The 18,486-nt window shown below is 71.1% G+C and carries 17 protein-coding genes; 10 read left to right on the top strand and 7 right to left on the bottom strand.

The window, feature by feature from the left end; genetic code table 11:
• Positions 1-2: 2 nt before the first annotated feature.
• The 3 genes from metF to OG472_RS42690 all read left to right on the top strand — a co-directional run bounded on the left by metF (position 3) and on the right by OG472_RS42690 (position 3,164).
• Positions 3-965 carry a methylenetetrahydrofolate reductase [NAD(P)H] gene (metF, locus tag OG472_RS42700; RefSeq protein ID WP_405940659.1) on the top strand — a complete coding sequence of 321 codons (963 nt, stop codon included), beginning with the start codon at positions 3-5 and terminating at the stop codon, positions 963-965.
• 5 nt (positions 966-970) lie between these two features.
• Positions 971-2,389 carry an adenosylhomocysteinase gene (gene ahcY / locus OG472_RS42695; protein ID WP_405940660.1) on the top strand — a complete coding sequence of 473 codons (1,419 nt, stop codon included), beginning with the start codon at positions 971-973 and terminating at the stop codon, positions 2,387-2,389.
• 157 nt (positions 2,390-2,546) lie between these two features.
• Positions 2,547-3,164, top strand: a complete 618-nt coding sequence (locus OG472_RS42690) for an anthrone oxygenase family protein (protein WP_401611416.1) — start codon at positions 2,547-2,549, stop codon at positions 3,162-3,164.
• A gap of 137 nt (positions 3,165-3,301) precedes the next feature.
• Here the strand turns inward: OG472_RS42690 and OG472_RS42685 are convergent, their stop codons facing one another.
• The 3 genes from OG472_RS42685 to OG472_RS42675 all read right to left on the bottom strand — a co-directional run bounded on the left by OG472_RS42685 (position 3,302) and on the right by OG472_RS42675 (position 5,008).
• Complete coding sequence (locus tag OG472_RS42685) at positions 3,302-3,799, bottom strand: DUF1772 domain-containing protein (RefSeq protein WP_401611418.1); 498 nt, start codon at positions 3,797-3,799, stop codon at positions 3,302-3,304.
• A gap of 162 nt (positions 3,800-3,961) precedes the next feature.
• Positions 3,962-4,621, bottom strand: coding sequence for a nuclear transport factor 2 family protein (locus OG472_RS42680; RefSeq protein WP_405940661.1), 660 nt, complete (start codon positions 4,619-4,621; stop codon positions 3,962-3,964).
• Positions 4,622-4,810: 189 nt separating this feature from the next.
• Complete coding sequence (locus OG472_RS42675; RefSeq protein ID WP_405827060.1) at positions 4,811-5,008, bottom strand: hypothetical protein; 198 nt, start codon at positions 5,006-5,008, stop codon at positions 4,811-4,813.
• 200 nt (positions 5,009-5,208) lie between these two features.
• Here OG472_RS42675 and OG472_RS42670 point away from each other — a divergent pair, with 200 nt between their 5' ends.
• Positions 5,209-5,925, top strand: coding sequence for a hypothetical protein (locus OG472_RS42670; RefSeq protein ID WP_405940662.1), 717 nt, complete (start codon positions 5,209-5,211; stop codon positions 5,923-5,925).
• Between the two features lie 251 nt (positions 5,926-6,176).
• Positions 6,177-7,091, top strand: a complete 915-nt coding sequence (puuE, locus tag OG472_RS42665) for an allantoinase PuuE (RefSeq protein WP_405940663.1) — start codon at positions 6,177-6,179, stop codon at positions 7,089-7,091.
• 2,292 nt (positions 7,092-9,383) lie between these two features.
• On the opposite strand, the gene OG472_RS42660 is transcribed toward puuE, so the two are convergent.
• Both OG472_RS42660 and OG472_RS42655 read right to left on the bottom strand, forming a co-directional pair.
• Positions 9,384-9,839: a transglycosylase SLT domain-containing protein gene (locus tag OG472_RS42660; RefSeq protein WP_405940664.1), complete on the bottom strand. Its 456-nt coding sequence runs from the start codon at positions 9,837-9,839 to the stop codon at positions 9,384-9,386.
• A 1,187-nt stretch (positions 9,840-11,026) separates the two neighbouring features.
• Complete coding sequence (locus OG472_RS42655) at positions 11,027-11,455, bottom strand: DUF6223 family protein (protein ID WP_405943122.1); 429 nt, start codon at positions 11,453-11,455, stop codon at positions 11,027-11,029.
• 197 nt (positions 11,456-11,652) lie between these two features.
• On the opposite strand from OG472_RS42655, the gene OG472_RS42650 reads away from it, so the two are divergent.
• The 5 genes from OG472_RS42650 (at position 11,653) to OG472_RS42630 (ending at position 15,980) form a co-directional block, all read left to right on the top strand.
• Entirely contained in the window at positions 11,653-12,786 is a 1,134-nt protein-coding gene (locus tag OG472_RS42650) for a sensor histidine kinase (RefSeq protein ID WP_401611428.1), read from the top strand.
• Complete coding sequence (locus tag OG472_RS42645) at positions 12,783-13,445, top strand: response regulator (protein ID WP_405943121.1); 663 nt, start codon at positions 12,783-12,785, stop codon at positions 13,443-13,445. Before OG472_RS42650 ends, OG472_RS42645 begins: the two co-directional genes overlap by 4 nt.
• A 280-nt stretch (positions 13,446-13,725) precedes the next feature.
• On the top strand, positions 13,726-13,905 hold the full coding sequence (locus tag OG472_RS42640; protein WP_405943120.1) for a hypothetical protein: 180 nt from the start codon (positions 13,726-13,728) through the stop codon (positions 13,903-13,905).
• Positions 13,906-14,017: 112 nt separating this feature from the next.
• Positions 14,018-15,037 (top strand): phosphotransferase family protein, encoded by a 1,020-nt coding sequence (locus OG472_RS42635; protein ID WP_401611432.1) that lies wholly within the window; start codon positions 14,018-14,020, stop codon positions 15,035-15,037.
• Between the two features lie 223 nt (positions 15,038-15,260).
• Entirely contained in the window at positions 15,261-15,980 is a 720-nt protein-coding gene (locus OG472_RS42630) for a hypothetical protein (protein ID WP_405943119.1), read from the top strand.
• A 100-nt stretch (positions 15,981-16,080) separates the two neighbouring features.
• Here the strand turns inward: OG472_RS42630 and OG472_RS42625 are convergent, their stop codons facing one another.
• Together OG472_RS42625 and OG472_RS42620 are read right to left on the bottom strand one after the other, a co-directional pair.
• Entirely contained in the window at positions 16,081-16,851 is a 771-nt protein-coding gene (locus OG472_RS42625) for a YqjF family protein (protein WP_401611435.1), read from the bottom strand.
• Positions 16,852-17,033: 182 nt separating this feature from the next.
• Positions 17,034-18,236: a serine hydrolase domain-containing protein gene (locus tag OG472_RS42620; RefSeq protein ID WP_405943118.1), complete on the bottom strand. Its 1,203-nt coding sequence runs from the start codon at positions 18,234-18,236 to the stop codon at positions 17,034-17,036.
• Between the last annotated feature and the right edge of the window lie 250 nt (positions 18,237-18,486).

Below are 18,486 nucleotides of genomic sequence, written 5' to 3'. Positions count from 1 at the left end.
ACATGCCGGCTGCTCTGGCCGCCACCACCGACCGCCCCCGCACCACGGCGCCCGCCTCCCCGTCAGTGCGCGAGCTGCTGGCGAGGGGCCGGCGGACCTTCTCGTTCGAGTTCTTCCCGCCGAAGAGCGACGCCGGGGAGCGCACCCTGTGGGCGGCGATCCGCCGGATCGAGCCGTTCGCGCCGTCCTTCGTGTCCGTCACCTACGGGGCCGGCGGCTCCTCCCGCGACCGCACCGTGGAGGTCACCAAGCGCATCGCGGCGCAGACCACGCTGCGCCCGGTCGCGCACCTGACGGCGGTGGGACACTCGGTCGCCGAGCTGCGCCACATCATCGGCCAGTACGCCGACGCGGGCATCCGTGACGTGCTCGCCCTGCGCGGTGACCCGCCCGGTGACCCGAAGGGGCAGTGGACGCCGCATCCGCACGGGCTGACCCACGCCCACGAACTGGTCACTTTGATACGGCAGTTGGGTGACTTCACGGTGGGTGTCGCGGCGTTCCCCGAGCGTCATCCCCGCTCGCCCGGCTGGAGCGAGGACATCCGGCACTTCGCCGCCAAGTGCCGGGCCGGCGCCGACTACGCCATCACCCAGATGTTCTTCCACGCCGAGGACTACCTGCGCCTGCGCGACCGGCTCTCCTCTGTCGGCTGCCTGACACCGGTCATCCCCGAGATCATGCCGGCCACCGATTTCCGCCAGATCCGGCGGTTCGCCGAGCTCAGCGACGCCCGCTTCCCGGCCGCACTGGCCCGGCGGCTGGAGGCGGCGAAGGACGACCCGGCGGACGGCCACCGCATCGGTGTCGAGTACGCGACCGTCATGGCCGAGCGCCTGCTCGCCGAGGGTGCGCCGGGCCTGCACTACATCACCCTCAACAAGTCCACCGCGACTCTAGAGATCCATCAGAACCTGAACCTGAACCTGAATGTCAGGAACCCAGCCGCCACCATCACGGAGTAGAACCCATGGACTTCAAGGTCGCCGATCTCTCACTCGCGGACTTCGGCCGCAAGGAGATCACCCTGGCCGAGCACGAGATGCCCGGTCTGATGTCGATCCGCAAGGAGTACGCCCCCTCCCGGCCGCTGGCCGGGGCGAGGATCACCGGCTCCCTGCACATGACCGTGCAGACCGCCGTCCTGATCGAGACGCTCGTGGCGCTGGGCGCCGAGGTGCGCTGGGTGTCCTGCAACATCTACTCCACCCAGGACCACGCGGCCGCCGCCGTCGCGGTGGGCCCGAACGGCACCCCACAGAGCCCGCAGGGCGTCCCCGTCTTCGCCTGGAAGGGCGAGACACTGGAAGAGTACTGGTGGTGCACCGAGCAGGCGCTGACCTGGCCCGGCCATGCGGGACCCAACATGATCCTCGACGACGGCGGGGACGCAACCCTCCTGGTCCACAAGGGCGTCGAGTACCAGAAGGCCGGCGCCGTGCCGGACCCGTCCACCGCCGGCAACGAGGAAATGGCCCTGGTCCTGGGCCTGCTGCAGAAGACCCCCATCGACTGGAGCACTCTCGCGTCCGGGATACGCGGCGTGACGGAGGAGACCACCACGGGTGTCCACCGCCTGTACGAGATGATGGCCGAGGGCACTCTGCTGTTCCCGGCGATCAACGTGAACGATGCGGTGACGAAGTCGAAGTTCGACAACAAGTACGGCTGCCGTCACTCGCTGATCGACGGCATCAACCGTGCCACCGACGTCCTCATCGGCGGCAAGACGGCCGTGGTCTTCGGCTACGGCGACGTCGGCAAGGGCTGCGCCGAGTCCCTGCGCGGCCAGGGCGCCCGCGTGATCGTCACCGAGATCGACCCGATCTGCGCGCTGCAGGCGGCGATGGACGGCTACCAGGTCGCCACCCTCGACGATGTCGTCGAGACGGCGGACATCTTCATCACCACGACCGGCAACAAGGACATCATCATGGCCGCCGACATGGCCAAGATGAAGCACCAGGCCATCGTGGGCAACATCGGCCACTTCGACAACGAGATCGACATGGCCGGTCTCGCGAAGATCGACGGCATCGTCAAGGACGAGGTCAAGCCGCAGGTCCACACCTGGAAGTTCCCCGACGGCAAGGTCCTGATCGTGCTGTCCGAGGGCCGTCTGCTGAACCTGGGCAACGCGACCGGCCACCCCTCCTTCGTCATGTCGAACTCCTTCGCGGACCAGACCCTGGCCCAGATCGAGCTCTTCACCAAGCCCGAGGAGTACCCGACCGAGGTGTACGTGCTGCCCAAGCACCTCGACGAGAAGGTCGCCCGCCTGCACCTCGACGCCCTCGGCGTCCGCCTGACCACCCTGCGCCCCGAGCAGGCCGCCTACATCGGCGTCCAGGTCGAGGGCCCCTACAAGCCGGACCACTACCGCTACTGACCACCCCCGGCCGGTAACCGAAAAGATCGAGCCACCGGCTCTCGAGGCTCGCTCGAGAGCCGGTGGAAAGCCCATGGCCGGGTGTCCCCGGGAGTGTCACGATCGGATGTCCGTGCCGAAAGAGCAGTGCTCCCACCACCCCAGACGAGGATGTCCCATGAACCCCAACCCGGCCGGCAGCCCCCAGCATTACTCCGCCGGAGGCCCGAGCCCGTACCAGACCCAGCCCGGCCCCTACGCCCCGCCCCAGCCCCACTCCCCCGCGCCCGCCGGGCGCGGCAAGGCGGCCACCGCCCTCCTGCTGGTCTCCACGATCCTCATGGGTTTGATGGCCGGCCTCTTCTTCGCCTTCGACGTCTCGGTGATGCCGGGTCTGGCCGCGGGCGACGAGCGCACCTACGTCACCGCGATGCAGAACTTCAACGCGGCGATCGACGGGAACGCAATCTTCGGCATGGCCTTCGTGCTGGCCCTGCTCGCCTCCGCGGCCTCGGCGATCGTCGAGTTCCGCAAGGGCCGCCGTACCGTGGCGATCTGGGTGGGGGCGGCGACGGTGGCCTACTTCCTCGTCCTGATGATCACCTTCTCGGTGAACATCCCGCTCAACAACGAACTCGCCGACGCGGGTGACGCGGCGCAGCTGAGCGACTTCTCGATCGTCGACAAGTTCAAGGGCACCTGGGTCTCCACCAACATCGTCCGCACCCTGCTGTGCACGGCGGCCCTGACGGCCCTGTCCCGTGCCCTGGTCCTGTACGGGCGCGCCACCCGCTGAACCACAAGCCCCCCACACCCCCCGCCTTGTACACATGGCAGCATCGCGAAGTCCCCCCGCCGTCTGGCCGGGGACTTCGTGTATCCCGTCCGTCCCCGGCCGGCCGGGGGGACGGCCGGCCGGGGAGGGGCGGGGGGTCAGGCGCTCTGGCCGTGCAGGTACAGCGCCCAGGCCAGGAAGCCCACGGAGGCCGTGCACAGCAGGGTGCGCCACACGTTCGCACGGGACCAGGGGCCCTCGAAGGCGCGGCGGACGGCTGCGGGGTCGGGGATCCGGTCGGCGGGGCCGGCCTTCTCGAGCATGTTGTTCAGCGGGATGTTCACCTTGTTGGTGACGCCCATCGAGACGATGTAGCAGACCAGGGCCGCGATCAGCGGCGGCAGCACGTCACGGCCGTCGGAGGGGACGTGGAGGGCCAGGGCCAGCGCGGTGAACAGGAACGCCCCGATGTAGCCGAGGACGAACCAGCCGTTGAGGATGGCCACGTTGATGCGCTGCATGACCTCGATGACCGTACGGTCGTCGGTGCGCTTGAGTCCGGGCATCACGGAGACGGAGAAACCGTAGAAGAGGCCACTGACCAGTGCGGTGGTGAGCGTGGCCGCGATGAGCGAGGCCAGGCGTGCGGTCTCCATCGTGCGTCCCCCTGTTCGTCCGTCCGCCAAGTCTGTCGGTCATCGATTCTTCGGGAACGGGTCATCGAATCGTCAAGTCATGGGGATCATACGGGCGCGGCGGGCTGCGGCGGTGGGTGATTCGAGCCGCCTTCGAGTGGTTCTCGAGCGGCCGGCGCCCCGTCAGGCGGCGGGCGGGGTCCAGTCGGCGGGCAGGCCGGACTGGGACAGGACCGCGGCCAGGCTGTAGTGGTCCCGGTCGAAGACGATCCGGCAGTGGCCGGCGTCGAGGCCGAGGACGGTGGTCATCGGCACGGCGAAGGGCTTGGGCGCGCCCTTGAGATGGCCGGAGTAGAGGGATTGGACGGTGACGCGGTCCCCCTCGGTGCGGGTGGTGCGGACGGTGACGCGGACGTGGTCGATGAGGGTGTCGGCGCGGGCCTTCCACCCCGCGATCTGTCCCCGTCCGCGGAAAGTGACGGCCACGGCCTCGTCGGTGTAGGTGCCGTCGGCGGTGAACAGGGCGCCGAGGGCGCGGGGATCGGTGCCGTTCCAGGCACGGGCCCACGCGGTGACGATCCACGGCGTCTGCCGGCCGGTGCCGCGCGCACCATGCCCGAAGGAGGCGGTCGCGGAAGCCGGGGCGGCGGGGGCGGGGATGGTGGTGGCGGGGGCGGGGGTGGGGGCGGGGGTGGTGGTGGCGGGGGGTGAGGCGGTGGCGGCGTGGGCAGTGGGGGTGGGGGCAGCGGTTGAGGCGGCGTGGGCGGTGATGGTGTGGGCGGTGGCGTACAGGGCTGCGGCGGCGGTCAGGATGGTCATCGTGCGGATCGGGCGGGATGCCATGGCTGTTGCTCCTTGGGGCGGGTGTGTGGCACACAGCCTCATACCGGGCGCCGTCCACTCTCCAGACTCCGCAGGGCCCCGGGAGTGCCCAAACCTGTCCACCCCTGTCCACGCCCGCCCCCGGGACGCGCCGGACCCGCACCTCCCGTCCGGCACCACCGCACCCCGGGCCGGCGGACGGGACTCCCCCTACTTCTGCCCGAGCGGTTCCAGGACCACGGTGCCGGGCAGCGCCGCGGCCATGTCGCAGGCGTAGACCCCGGGCCGCACCCACAGGTACCAGATGCCGGCCGCGACGGTGGAGTCGGCGACGGCACGGCGGAGGCGAGGCGCAGGGCCGCGTCCCCCTTTCGCCCGTGTCCGTTCCGCTTCGAAACCGAACGTCACGCCTCCCACCCTTGCACACCCGATTCTCGCTGCTGCAGCGTTTCCTGACAGGACATCACCGGCGGGCTGCCCCTGGTGCGGCTCCTGCATCCGGGCGCCGTCCGCGGGCCGTTCGGACCGTCTTCGGCATGGCGCCTGGGCGGTGCGGCGGTGCGCGGCGGATGCTGGGGGCGATGCCTCCCACCGTGCAGGAGGGGCCCGTGAACGAGATCGGCCCCCGAGAAACCCGCCGGCCCCAGCCGTCCGGCGCGGCCCGGGCGGACGGAGCGGGCGGTGACGGCGAAGGCCAGGCCGGGGTCATCGGCATCGGGCTCGCCGCTGTCCTGACGTTCGCACTCGCGCAGGGTTCCTGGCAGTGGTTCGCCACCTACATCGGGGTGACACTGTTCGCGGTGGTCTTCGCCTTCCGGGGTCAGCCCGAATGGAGGCCCGGCATCCGGACGGCGTACCTGCGCGCCCTGGTCGCCTACTCGCTCGTCGTCGGGCTGTGCGCGGCGATCGCGCTGGCCCCCATGATGCAGCGCTGGGAGTGGCTGTTCCCGATGCCGGGCACGCGCAGCGGCTGTGAGGGGCTCGGCAGGTACGAGGTGATCCGCACGCGGGCGGCGGTCGCGGGCCTGGCCGCAGGCGACGGCGCCGCGGTGGCGTACGCGCAGGAGGCCCAGCGCCGCAAGGCCGTCGCCGAGTGCCTGGCGTCCACGACGACCCTGTGGCTGCCGGTGTACGGGGCCGGGGCGGCCGTGCTGGTGGGCGCGGGCGCCTGGTCCCTGGACCGCAACCGCTCCAGGAAAACCTCCCGACCGGCCCCCTCCCGACCAGGGACGGGGGCGGGACCGGAGTCGGGGACAGGGGCGGGGCCGGGACCGGAGTCGGGGACAGGGGCGGGGCCGGGGCCGGGGGGCGCGGGACACCGGTAACCCGCCACCCACCACCCACCGCGCACCGGCTGGCGGCTGGCGGCTGGCGGCTGGCGGCTGGCGGCTGGCGGCTGGCGGCTGGCGGCTGGCGGCTGGCGGCTGGCGGCTGGCGGCTGGCGGCTGGCGGCCCACCCTCCTTGCCCTCCCTCCTCCTTGCCCTCCCTCCTTCCTTTCTTCTTCTTTCTGTTGGAGGTCTGGCGTCGCGTCGCGTCGCCGGGGTTGGGGCGGGTGCCGGGGGTAGGGTGCGGGCCGTGTCCGGGGATCAGCGCGACCTCGTCGGTTACGGTGGCGAGCCGCCGCATGCCGCCTGGCCCGGCGGTGCCCGCGTCGCGGTCAGTCTTGTCCTGAACTACGAGGAAGGCGGGGAGCAGAGCGTCCTTGAGGGCGACCGCGCCTCGGAGGGGTTCCTTCACGAGCTCGTCGGTACGCCGCCCGTGGTGGGCGGGCGTGATCTGAACGCCGAGTCGATGTTCGCCTACGGTGCGCGCGCCGGCTTCTGGCGTGTCCACCGCACGCTCACGGCGCATGGTGCGCCGCTCACCGTCTACGCGGTGGGCCGGGCCCTGGAGCGCAACCCTGCCGCGGCGCGCGCGATGGGCGCCGCGGGCTGGGAGGTGGCGGGCCACGGCTGGCGCTGGATCGACTACCGCCACGTGCCCGAGGAGGTCGAGCGCGCCGACATCGCGCGCACGGTCGCCACGATCGAGCGCCTCGTGGGACGCCGGCCCGTCGGCTGGTACACCGGCCGGACCAGCCCCGCCACACGGCGCCTGGTCGCCGAGGAGGGCGGTTTCCTCTACGACTGCGACGACTACTCGGACGACCTGCCGTTCTACGTGCAGGCGGGCGGCCGCCCGCACCTCGTGGTCCCGTACAGCCTGGATACGAACGACTTCAAGTTCCTGATCGTCCACGGCTTCACAACAGCCAACGACATGCTCGCGTATCTCATCGACACGTTCGAGGTGCTCCACGCCGAGGGCATCGAGCGGCCGCGGATGATGAGCGTGGGCATGCACTGCCGGATCATCGGCCGGCCCGGGCGTATCCGCGTGCTCGACGGGTTCTTGAAACACCTTGCGCAGCGGGGCGGGGCCTGGATCGCCACCCGCGAGCAGATCGCACACCACTGGCTCACCACCCACCCACCCCCACCCCCGCGCTGAAATCCTTACGGAAACCCGGAACCGACCCGAAAACCCGCAGCCCCAGCAGCGGGGCAGCCCGGAAGCAAGCCGGGATCCGGGGGGCCGGGGGCCGGGATCCGGGGGGCCGGGGGCCGGGATCCGGGGGGGCCGGGGGCCGGGGGCAACCCGGAGACGACCCGGGCCCGGGACGGGAACCGGAGGTCCGGGGACGGCCCGGGGCTCTGGGAGCCGGAAGCGGCCCGGGAGTCCAGGGGTCCGGCTAGGATCCGGCGGCGGTCCGGGGGGCCGGGAACCTGGAGGCTACCCAGAGCCGGGGGCCCGGAGGTGGCCCAGGGCCGGGGGCCCGGAGGTGGCCCAGGGCCGGGGGCCCGGAGGTGGCCCAGGGCCGGGGGCGCGGCAGCGGCCCGGAGGTGACCCGCGAGCCTGGGAGCCCGGGGCGACCCGGGAACCGGAGGTCCGGGGCAGCCCGGAGCCGGCCCGGAGGCCCAGCAGGCCAGAGGCGACCGCGACCGGCAACCCGGCGGGGGTCCGGGAGGCAACCCAGAGCCTGGGGCCCAGCCGGGGCCCGGAGGCGGTCCGGGGCCCGGGGGCCTGGGATCCGGAGGCGACCGGGGAGCCCGGGAAACCCGAAGGCATCCCCAGGGCTCGGCGGCGACCGAAAAACACGGGGGCCCGCAGCGGCCCAAAAGCACGGGAGGCCGAAGGCGACCCGGCGACCCCGGAACCGGAGGTCCGGAGGCGGCCCGAGGCTCTGGGAACCGGAGGCGGCCCTGGGCCCCAGAGGCAGCCCGGGGGCCGGGGTCCAGGGGTCCAGGGGTCCGGCGGCGGTCCGGGGGCGGGGAACCCGGAGGCAACCCCGGGGTCCGGCGGCGACCCAAAAACACGGGAGGCCGGAGGCGACCCGGCGACCCGGGAGCCGGGGGTCCAGCCCGGAGGCGGCCCAGAGGCCCGGGGACCGGAGGTCCGGAGGCGGCCCGGAGGTGACCCCCGAGCCTGGGAGCCGGAGGCGACCCGGGAACCCAGAGGCAGCCCGGGAGTCCAGGGATCCGACGACGCCCCGGCGGCGGTCCGGCGGCGGTCCGGAGGCCCGGAGGCAGCCCCGGGGCCCGGCCGCGACCCAAATCACGGGAGCCCGGAGGCGACCCGGGGTCCCGGGGCCGGGGTCCGGAGGCGGTCCGGGGGCGGGGGCCCGGCAGTGGCCCGCAAGCCTGGGAGGCGGCGGCGACCGGGGAGCCCGGGAAACCCGAAGGCATCCCCGGGGCCCGGCAGCAACCCAAAAGCCCGGGAGCCCGGGGCGCCCCGGCGACTCGGGAGCCGGGGATCCGGCCGCGGCCCGGAGTCGGTCCGGGGTCCCGGGGCAGGGGTCCGGAGGCGGTCCGGGGGCGGGGGCCCGGCAGCGGCCCGGAGGTGACCCGCGAGCCTGGGAGCCGGCGGCGACCGAGGAGCCCGGGAAACCCGGAGGCAGCCCTGGGGCTCGGCGGCGACCCAAAACACAGGAGCCCAGCGGCCCAAAAGCACGGGAGGCCGGAGGCGACCCGGCGGGGGTCCGGGAACCCGGAGGCAGCCCCGGGGCTCGGCGGCGACCCAAAAACACGGGAGCCCGGAAGCGACCCGGGGTCCGGCCGTGGCCCGGCGGCGACCCGGGAGGCCGGGGGCAGCCCGGAGGCGACCCCGGGGTCCGGCCGTGGCCCGGCGGCGACCCGGGAGGCCGGGGGCAGCCCGGAGGCGACCCCGGCCCCCGGCCCCAGGGCCCGGGGGCCTGGGGCCGGGGGCCTGGGGCCGGGGGCCGGGGGCGGTCCGGGGGCCGGGGGCCGGGGGGGCGTCGTCCACTGGTGTGTCCGGGGTTCATCGCGAAGTCCTGGGTCCGCTTCACCCAGGTGCCGCCAGGCGCCTTGCAGCACGGGCCAGTGGATGTCCCTGTGCGCGGAAAGAGGCACGTTCAGGCCCGTTCCCACGCGAAGACCGGGCCCGGACGGTGAGGCTCTTGCGGTCGAGGGTCCGCGCGCAGACCCGGATCCAGACCTCGCCGTTCCCACCGGGATGCACACGGTCAGGCGGAACCGGGCGGTGTCGCCCTGCTGGTCGGGGATCTCCAGCCAGGCGTACTCGCCGAACAGCCGCGGCCGGCCCCCGGAGAAGGCCGTTGGCCGTCCCCCACGACGTCCACGAGCAACTTGACGGTGATCTCGTTCCCGCTGTCACCCGGAAACCCGGCCACGGCAGCCGGCAGATACACGAAAGACGCCCGGCCGGGAGAATCCCGGCCGGGCGTCTTTCACGTCCGCTGTCCGTCTGCTGTGTACCGGCGGCTTAGTACCAGTGGTTGGCGGACCAGAAGTTCCAGGCGCCAACAGGGCTGCCGTAGCGCTCGTTCATGTAGTCCAGGCCCCACTTGATCTGGGTGGCCGGGTTGGTCTTCCAGTCCGCGCCCGCGGAGGCCATCTTCGACGCCGGCAGGGCCTGGGCCAGGCCGTAGGCGCCGGAAGAGGCGTTGGTCGCGGTGTAGTCCCAGCCACTCTCATGCGAAATGATCTTGTCGAAGGCGGCGAACTGGGCCGGGTCCTTGATCATCTGCTGGGCGATCGCCTTGGCGCTCGTCGGGGCAGCCTGCGCGGGAACCGCGGCAAGCATGGAACCGGCGACGCCCAGGGCGAGGACGGAACCCGCGAGGGCCTTCTTGGAAACGGCGATGCGGCGGATGACGGTGTTGGACACGGAGGAAACCTTCCGACGGGGACAAGGGCGGTCGCGGCATGCCGAAGACATGCGTGAGCCACTCACGCAAAGGAGAGGGGATCCGCAGGCAGCGGGTGAAGCACCCGTGCCGCCCGGCGACACATCCAGTTCTACCGACCCCCCCACCACCCTGGCAACGACCCCGCCTACTAGCCGCCCTCGCAGCCACACCCCCACCACCCCACCCCCCGACACCAGACATCCACCCAGGCCAAACCCCCACCAGAGGGGCTGCAACAAACCCCCCAGGGACTACTACCCCAGGCCGTATGTGACGTGGGCCCTATGGGACGCCTCACCCCCAACCCACCCCAACCTCACCCACCGTCACCACACACCCCCCTTCCATAAACCAACCCAACTCCCGGAACCACACCAAAACCGAAGAACACGGACGGCCCGAAAACCCACCACCCACACCCACCACCGCCCCGCACCCGCCGTGCCCACCGGGCCCACCATGTCACCCGCACCCGCCGTGCCCACCCGGCCTGCCACGCCTTGCCCACCCACCGCACCCGCCGCACCCGCCGTGCCCACCGCGCCCACGGCACCCACCGCGCCTGCCGTATCCGCTGTGCATGCCGTACCCGCTGCGCCTGCCGCGCCGCGCTGCACCTTCCCCACCCGCCGCACCCACCGCGACCACCGTGCCTCCACGTCTGCTGTGCCCGCCGTGCCTGCCGTGCCTGCGGTGCCTGCGGTGCCTGCGGTGCCTGCGGTGCCTGCCGCAGCGTCTCCGGTAGTGCGGCGCGCCGGTCGGGCCGCCCCGGAAGGCCCCCGTCGCTCAGCCGCCACCCCTGCCACCGCTGCCACCGCTGCCACCGCTGCCGAGGACGGCGACACCCCGCGGTGCGAGGCATCACGCGACAGACGAAGGGGCCGGCGGGCGCCGAGCAGGCCCCGACGGCCGGCCCGCAGCGCCCCCCCCTGCCCGTCCCCGACACGGCTGAACAACATGAGAACGCCATGAACAGCACCGATCCCGGACCGGATCGCGGCCCGGATACCGGCCCACAGACCCACCCCACACAGCTCCCACAACACGACACCCGAACCCCACCACCCCGGCAGCCCCCACCCTGCCCACCCACCCGGACACAAACACACCCGACCTCCGGCGCCGCGGTGCTCGCCGCCGACGCCGACGCCCACGCGATACGCCGCGCTGTGACCACCCGCAGGCAGTGACCGCAGCAGAACACAGATCCCCGTGGTCAACAGGTACGGCGGGAATAGGTCAGAGCCCGCCCGCCCAGGGCGGTGCCGGTCAGCCCGAGCAGCAAGGCCACGTAGGCGCCGCCCAGCCCGTTGCCGGTGCCGAGTCCACCGTCGGCGGTGGCCGCGACCAGCCCGCCGAGGGCCATGGCGATCAGCCCCGCGACCACGGCCACGGTGGCCCCGAGCGACCCGTTGGCGGTGCCGAGTCGACCGGCAGGTCGTCTCAGTGCGAGCACGGCGATGACTACGGCGGCCAGCCCCAGCAGCCCGCCGGTGGTGGCGCCGAGCCTGCCGAGGCTGAAGTCGGTGACACTGGCGGCGAGCGGGACCGGCTGGGCCGAGGTGTGCGCTGCCGCTGGGGTGGCAAGACCGAGCCCGGCGAGCAGGGCGGTCGCGGAGGCGGCGAACAGGCGACGAGCGGACATCAGGGTGCTCCTTCTCTTCCCACGACTGGATGTGGTTCGAGCATGTCGGCCGGACCCCAGGCAAGTCGTCCGGCAGGCGCAGGCACTTCGCGCTACCACGGACGCGGCAGGTCCTGCGGATCTACTGCGTGCGTGGTAGTCGGCCGCTCGTCCGCGGGCGGGATTCGCCCGCGGCAGCCTCCAGCTACGGTGCGCGCATGAGTAATCGACGGTTCCGCGTTCGGGCCGGTGTCAGGGACTGGCTCATCGCCGTCGGTGTGGCGGCTGCGCTGCTGGTCACCGGGCTGTCCGGGCAACACTCCGCCACCGGCCTCGGCCTGCTCGGCTACGTGCTGTTGACAGTCGGCGGCCTGGCGCTGGCCGCGGGCCGCCGGGCTCCGGTTGCCGTCCTCGCCGTCACCGGGCTCTGCGCGGTGGGGTACCAGGCGGCAGGGTTCGATGTGGCTGCCGTCGCGTTCCTCTTCGCGGTGTACGCGGCCATGCGGGCGGGACACCGCATCGTCACGGTGGCGGTGAGCGTGGCCGTGCTGGCCGCGCTGCCCGTCGCGGCCCTGGCCTCGGGCTTGCACGACACCGGCGAGGCATTCGCGCAGGCCCGGGGCGCACTCCAGATCGCCTGGCTGATCGCCGCAGGCGCCGCCGGTGAAGCGCTCCGGCAGGCCGAGCGGCGGGCCGACGAAGCCGAACGCACCAGGGAGGAGACCGCACGGCGCCGCGCTGACGAGGAGCGGCTGCACATTGCGCGAGAGCTGCACGATTCGCTCACGCACCAGATCTCGGTCATCAAGGTGCAGTCCGAAGCCGCCGTCCATGTGGCCCGCAAGCGCGGCGAAGAGGTCCCGGAGGCCCTGCTGGCCATCCGGGAGGCCGGCCGGGAGGCGTCCCGGGAGCTCCGCGCCACCCTGGAGGCCCTGCGCGACGACGACACCACCCCACCCCACGGACTCGACCACATCCCCGAACTGGTGGAACGGGCAGGCAAGACCGGTGTCCGGGCAACACTGACGATCCAAGGACAAGGTCGGCAGCACGACGTGCCGGCCGCGGTGGGCCGCACGCTCTACCGGATCGTCCAGGAGTCCCTCACCAACATCGCCCGTCACGCGGACGCCACCACGGCATCGGTCCGCATCGACTACCGCCCGGACACCGTCGCCCTCCAGGTCGACGACAACGGCAAGGCCACGCCGGAAACCGCCCCCGTGCCCGGCATCGGACTGCTCGGGATGCGCGAACGTGTCACCGCCCTCGGCGGTCGCCTTCGGGCAGCACCGCGTGACGAGGGCGGCTTCACCGTCCGGGCCGAACTCCCCGTGGAGCGTGCCTCGTGATCCGTGTCCTGCTGGTCGACGACCAGCCGCTCATCCGCAGCGGATTCCGCGCGTTCCTCGACCTCGAAGACGACATCGAGGTCGTGGCCGAAGCCGCCAACGGGCGGCAGGGCCTGGAGCTAGCCAGAGAGCACCTGCCCGACATCGCACTCATCGACATCCAGATGCCGGTCCTCGACGGCATCGAGACGACCCGGCGCATCGCAGCCGATCCGGCACTGACAGGCGTCCACGTCGTCATCCTCACCAACTACGGCCTGGACGAATACGTCTTCAACGCCCTGTCCGCGGGCGCCGCCGGATTCCTCGTCAAGGACATCGAGCCGGAGGACTTCCTGCACGCCGTACGCGTCGCCGCGCGCGGCGACGCCCTGCTCGCGCCCTCGATTACCCGCAAGCTCATCAACCGGTACGTCAGCCAGCCGCTCCCCAGCACCACGGGGCCGGCCCTGGAAGAACTGACCAGCCGCGAACGTGAAGCCGTCGTACTGGTCGCACAGGGCGTGTCCAACGACGAGATCGCGGACCGCATGGTGATCAGCCCGCTGACCGCGAAAACCCACGTCAACCGGGCCATGACCAAGCTCCACGCCCGCGACCGCGCCCAGCTCGTGATCCTCGCCTACGAATCCGGCCTGGTAACCCCACGCAACTCCTGACATCCACCAGCAACACCCTGGACCGCATTCACTGACTGCCGTGGTCGACGATCTGATCCACATGCCCGCAGCGGCCACACTGCCGGAAGCAAGTGCGGGCGTATCACCAGCCGCAACAGCGGCCCTGCTCCGTAGTCTCCAGCGGCAGGGGGTCGGTACGCCCGCATACAACGCACGCCAGCTTGGTCACCAGGCGACCGTGGCAGGCTGCGTGGAGGAGATCGAGTAAACGAACGAGCGGGGCAGGGGCGTTTGCCGGCGGGCTGGTCAGGGCGTCCGGATGGTCGGCCAGGTGCGCGGCCAGCACCCGGACCAGCTGCGGACTCCACCCCTTTGCCTCCTCCACCAGCCGCTGGGCAGCCACCGTGTCCGGCGCGGGACCGAGGCGCTCGGTGAAGAACGCGACTACTTCTGTCCGAACCTGCTGGAGTTCTTCGTGTGCCTGCCGCTGGCGTGGTGAGAGGCTGACACCAGAGCGCCAGATACCGCGCCCGTCCCGGGCGGAATTGCCGGACGGGCTCCTTTGGCCGGATTGCCCTGGGCTGCATCCTCGCGATCGCTAGGCTGCCACCATGATCGAGAACGAGGGCAAAAGCGGAAACGTCACGGCTGTCGAGACCGATGCCGACGACCCGGAATGGTCCAACACCCGCGCGTGGGTGGAGAAAAACCTCCCTCCCGGGCACCGGATCCACCGCGTGGAAACACTGCACGGCGGATGGACCTCACAGATGCGCCGCCTCCTCATCAACAAGAGCGACGGTGACGGCGGGGGCGGGGGCGGTGATTCGTACTCCCTGGTGCTCCGCTCGTTCGTCAAACCCTTCTACGTCAAACACGCCCCGCAACTGCTGACCAGGGAAGCCGACACCCTCCAACTCCTCGCCGACACGGGCGTGCCGGCCCCCCGCCTCCACGCCGTCGACGCATCGGCCCGGACATGCGACCACCCCTCACTGCTGATGTCGATGCTGCCGGGCAGCCTCAGGCTCGACGAACACGACATCGACCTGAAGACCGAACTCCTCGCCCGCCAACTCCACGCCATCCACTCAACTCCCGTTCCCCACACATCCCGGCCACGCACCTACCAGGCATGGACAAGCCCCGAACGAGTACAACTCCCCGAAAACCCGAACCGGCCGCAGGTGTGGCAACGCGCCGTGGACGCGATCCGCCGGCCACCCCCCGCCTACCGGCCCTGCCTCCTACACCGCGACTTCCACCCCGGCAACGTCCTGTTCACCCAGCAAGGAACCACCCTCGCCATCACCGGAGTCGTGGACTGGGTCGAAACCTCCTGGGGACCCGCCGACCTCGACATCGCCCACTGCTCCACCACCCTCGCCCTGCTCCACGGAACACCCACCGCCATGCAACTCGCCCACCACTACACCGCAGCCGGCGGAACACTCACCAACAACCCGGCTGACCACCTCTACTGGCGCCTACTCGACGCACTCGCCTTCGCACCCCACGCACAAAAAGTCGCCGAGCCCTGGCGAAAACTTGGCAGGAACGACCTCACACCAGCCCTACTCACAGACCGCCTGGAAAACTACCTGCACACCCTCCTCCACACTCACGCCTGACCAGCAACCATTACGACCCCCGCCCAAAGGAGAGTTGACGGCACAACCCACACACCACCACACCACCAACACCACTGACAGCAGCGACACCGACGACACTGGTGACATCGCCCGCGGAACAACACCTTCAAGGATGACGGATAGCCGATACCCACTCACCAGCACACACAAGTGCGTACCATCACCTCACACGCAGCCCTACACAACAGAAACCCGAGAACCCATGAACACACCCACCCACACGACCAACATCAAAGACGACTACGCACAACAAATCGCCAACGACCTCACCATCAACCACACCGCACAACAACAAACACGAGACGAACTCCAACGCCTCCAACACCAACTCGAACAACTCGAGGAAAGCGCAAAAGTCCTCCTCAAAATGCAAGAAGCCCTCAACATCCCCACACCCGCACCCGCACCGCCCGCCAAGCACGCCACAGCACCGACCACCGAACACGCCACGAAGCGCACCGCACTACCAGCCCCACGCAACACGAAGACACCCAAAACCAAAACCACCGCCACGTCCGCTACAGCCCCCACCCCTCCGGCCGCCCCCGCCACCGCCACTCGGCCTGCCGACCCCACTCAGCCTGCTGCCGCTGCCGCCGCTGAAGTGAAAACCCCCCGCGCCCCCAAGACCACCAGCACCAGCGCCAGCGCCAGCGCCAGCACGCCGAAGAAGGAGACCAAGAAGGAAACCAGCAACCCCTCCTGGCTCGACCTCATCACCGCCACCCTCACCGGCCAAACCGAACCCAAATCCGCCGCCGAAGTCACCGACACCATCAACACCACCCACCCCCAACGCAAAGCCCAACCAGCCGTCATCCGCAACACCCTCGAACAAGGCGTCGCCCGCGGCCTCATCGAACGCACCAAGCAAGGGCGATCCGTCTACTACACCCCCGCTACACCCACCAAACACCCCTAAACCCACCCACGCGCACCAGCCCACCCCGGTCGGCCCAACCACACCACCCCGACACAATCAGCCCCCGCACACCCCCGGCCGACCACCCCCGAGCCGGCTCCTAGCCCAACCACCCCCGGGAAGCAGGAGCCGGGCGGGCAAAACGCACGCGCACTCCAGGCGAATACAACACACTCACCGGCGGGCCGGCCGGCACAGGCAGGCCCGCCGCAGCCACCAAACTCTCCTCACAGACGAGGAGTTCAGCGCGATGCAACGGCCACCGCCGGTGAGTGTTCGGCAGAAACAGCGACCGACCGAAGAAGTCGCTGTGCATACCCCAACGAGCCGTCAGGAAGTGTTCAAGTTCGGTCGGCTCCTCGATGCGTTCGCCGGGCCGTACCGTGATCGTGCTGTGCGCGCCCCGCGGTCCAGGCCATCGCCGGGTGCCGGTGTAGGTGAGGATGGGGCCGTCCTGGCGGACCGCCATCCGCGACCACACGTACGGGAGGCGGAACACCGCCCGCCCCACAACAACCGGAACCAGGCGGGAAGCGTCGAGGGAGCGGAAGACCACACCACGACGGCCGTGGGCATCCACCGAATAGAGGCGGACATTGGTCTCCGGGAAGGAGCCCAGGTAGGGGATGCCGGGCAGGCGGAACCATCCGATCCGGTGCATCCGGAACGCAACGAGGCCGACATAGGTGAGCCCGTCCAGGGTGTCCGGCACGGTGCCGGCCGGCAGCAGTGGGGCAATGTCGGCGGGGTCGGCTGCCCAGTGCAGGAAAGTGAGGTCGAGCCAGGACTGGGTGAGCAGCGGGCGGTCCGTGTGGTGGGGCGGGTCGGGCGTCACGGGTTCGGGGGGCACGGCGGGCAGCGTGTGTGACATTGCGTCAGTATCCCGGAGAGGGCGCTGTCCGGCGATGTCCCCGATGGCGGAACCTGGGAGCCTGGGTCCGGGTCCTCAGTCGGTGTCCTGGATCGTGGGTGGGGTTACGTCTGGATGCTGGGCAGGTGGACGCGCCCGCCGCGCCGGTGTGCTCGTGCGGGGCGGACGCGAATGCCTGCGGCTCAGTCCGAGGGCGGTGGCGCCGGGCAGAACTCGGCCTCCATGATCTCCCTCAGCGATCCCGCGTTCCAGTCCCCGTTGCGGTTGAGGGCGAGCTGGTGGCGGCCGTCCTCGGTGGTGACGGCCAGGGAGTTCGACCCCACCATGGCCCCTCCGTGACCCCACAGTGTGGTGCCGCAGCTGGTGCGGAACCGCGTCAGGCCGAGCCCGTAGGACAGGTCGGGGGTCTCGGGCATCGACCGGGTGGTCTTCATGGCCTTGAGCTGCTGCGGCGGGAGGAGTTCTCCGCGCAGCAGGGCGCTGTAGAAGCGGTTCAGGTCGCCGGTGGTGGAGATGATGTCGCCGTCGGCCCAGCCCTGTGACCCGTTCATCTCGGTGACGTCGTCGATCCGTTCGGGTGCCGATGCGAACAGCTTGGAGTAACTGCGGCTGCTGGGGCGGGGAATGTGGATGCTGTTGCCCGGGTTGGAGGTGGCCTTCAGCCCCAGCGGTTTGATGATGCGGTCGCGGACCTCGGCCTCGTACGTCCGTCCGCCCGCCCTCTCGATGATCAGCCCGGCCAGGATGTAGTTGGTGTTGGAGTACGAGAGCTGCTCGCCGGGTTCGAACAGCGGCGCGTGGGAGAGCGCCACCTTGACGTGCTTCCTGGGCGGCAAGGTGTCGTAGCGGTGGTCGAGGTAGCCCTGGCCACGCATGTACGTGTCGACGTACTCCTCATCGGCCAGGTAGTCGAAGAGGCCGGAGGTGTGGTTGAGGAGATGGCGTACGGTGATCTTGCCGCCGTCATTGCCGTTGCCGCGTACCAGGCCGGGGAGATGGTGCTCCACGGTGTCGTCGAGATCGAGCGTGCCCTCGGCCTCCATCTGGAGCAGGACGGTCGCCACGAACGTCTTGGTGATGCTGCCCGCCCGGAACCGGTCGTTCGTGCCGCGCGGTGCGCCGGTGGTCAGGTTGCCGACACCCGACGTCGATTTCCAGACGCCGTTGGTATCGCGTGCCTGGGCCGTGATGCCGGGGGTGCCCCGCTTCACCTCCGCGTCCATCGCGCGCTGGGTCGCCTCGTGCCCCGGCCTTGCGGGGGCGGTGTCCGAGGACGCCCCGGCGGGGGCCGCCATGGCGGGGACGGTGAAGGCGGTCACCGCCAGCGCGGCGGCCGCCAGGCCCGCCGCGCCGGCCGCCCGTGCGGTCTTGCGTAACGTCGTCATGCCGTGCTCCTCAGCTGATCTGTGCTGCATTCTGGCTGCCCTCTGACTGCTCTCGGCTGCCCTCGGCTGACCTCTGGCTGCTCTCCGTCTGCGGTGAGGTCCGCTCGCACAGCAAGACCGCGAAGGATCGGCGGATGGTTGAGCGGGCTACGGGAATGGCCGGTTCACCGTTACCCGGCGCGGCGTTGCCCGCCCGCCGGCGCCGCCACGTACCACCCTGGTGACAGCCGGACGCCACCCCTGGTGGTAG

Origin of the sequence: Streptomyces sp. NBC_00207, assembly GCF_045160965.1 — a bacterium.
Lineage (GTDB): Bacteria > Actinomycetota > Actinomycetes > Streptomycetales > Streptomycetaceae > Streptomyces.
This window is presented reverse-complemented; position numbering and strand designations above follow the sequence as displayed.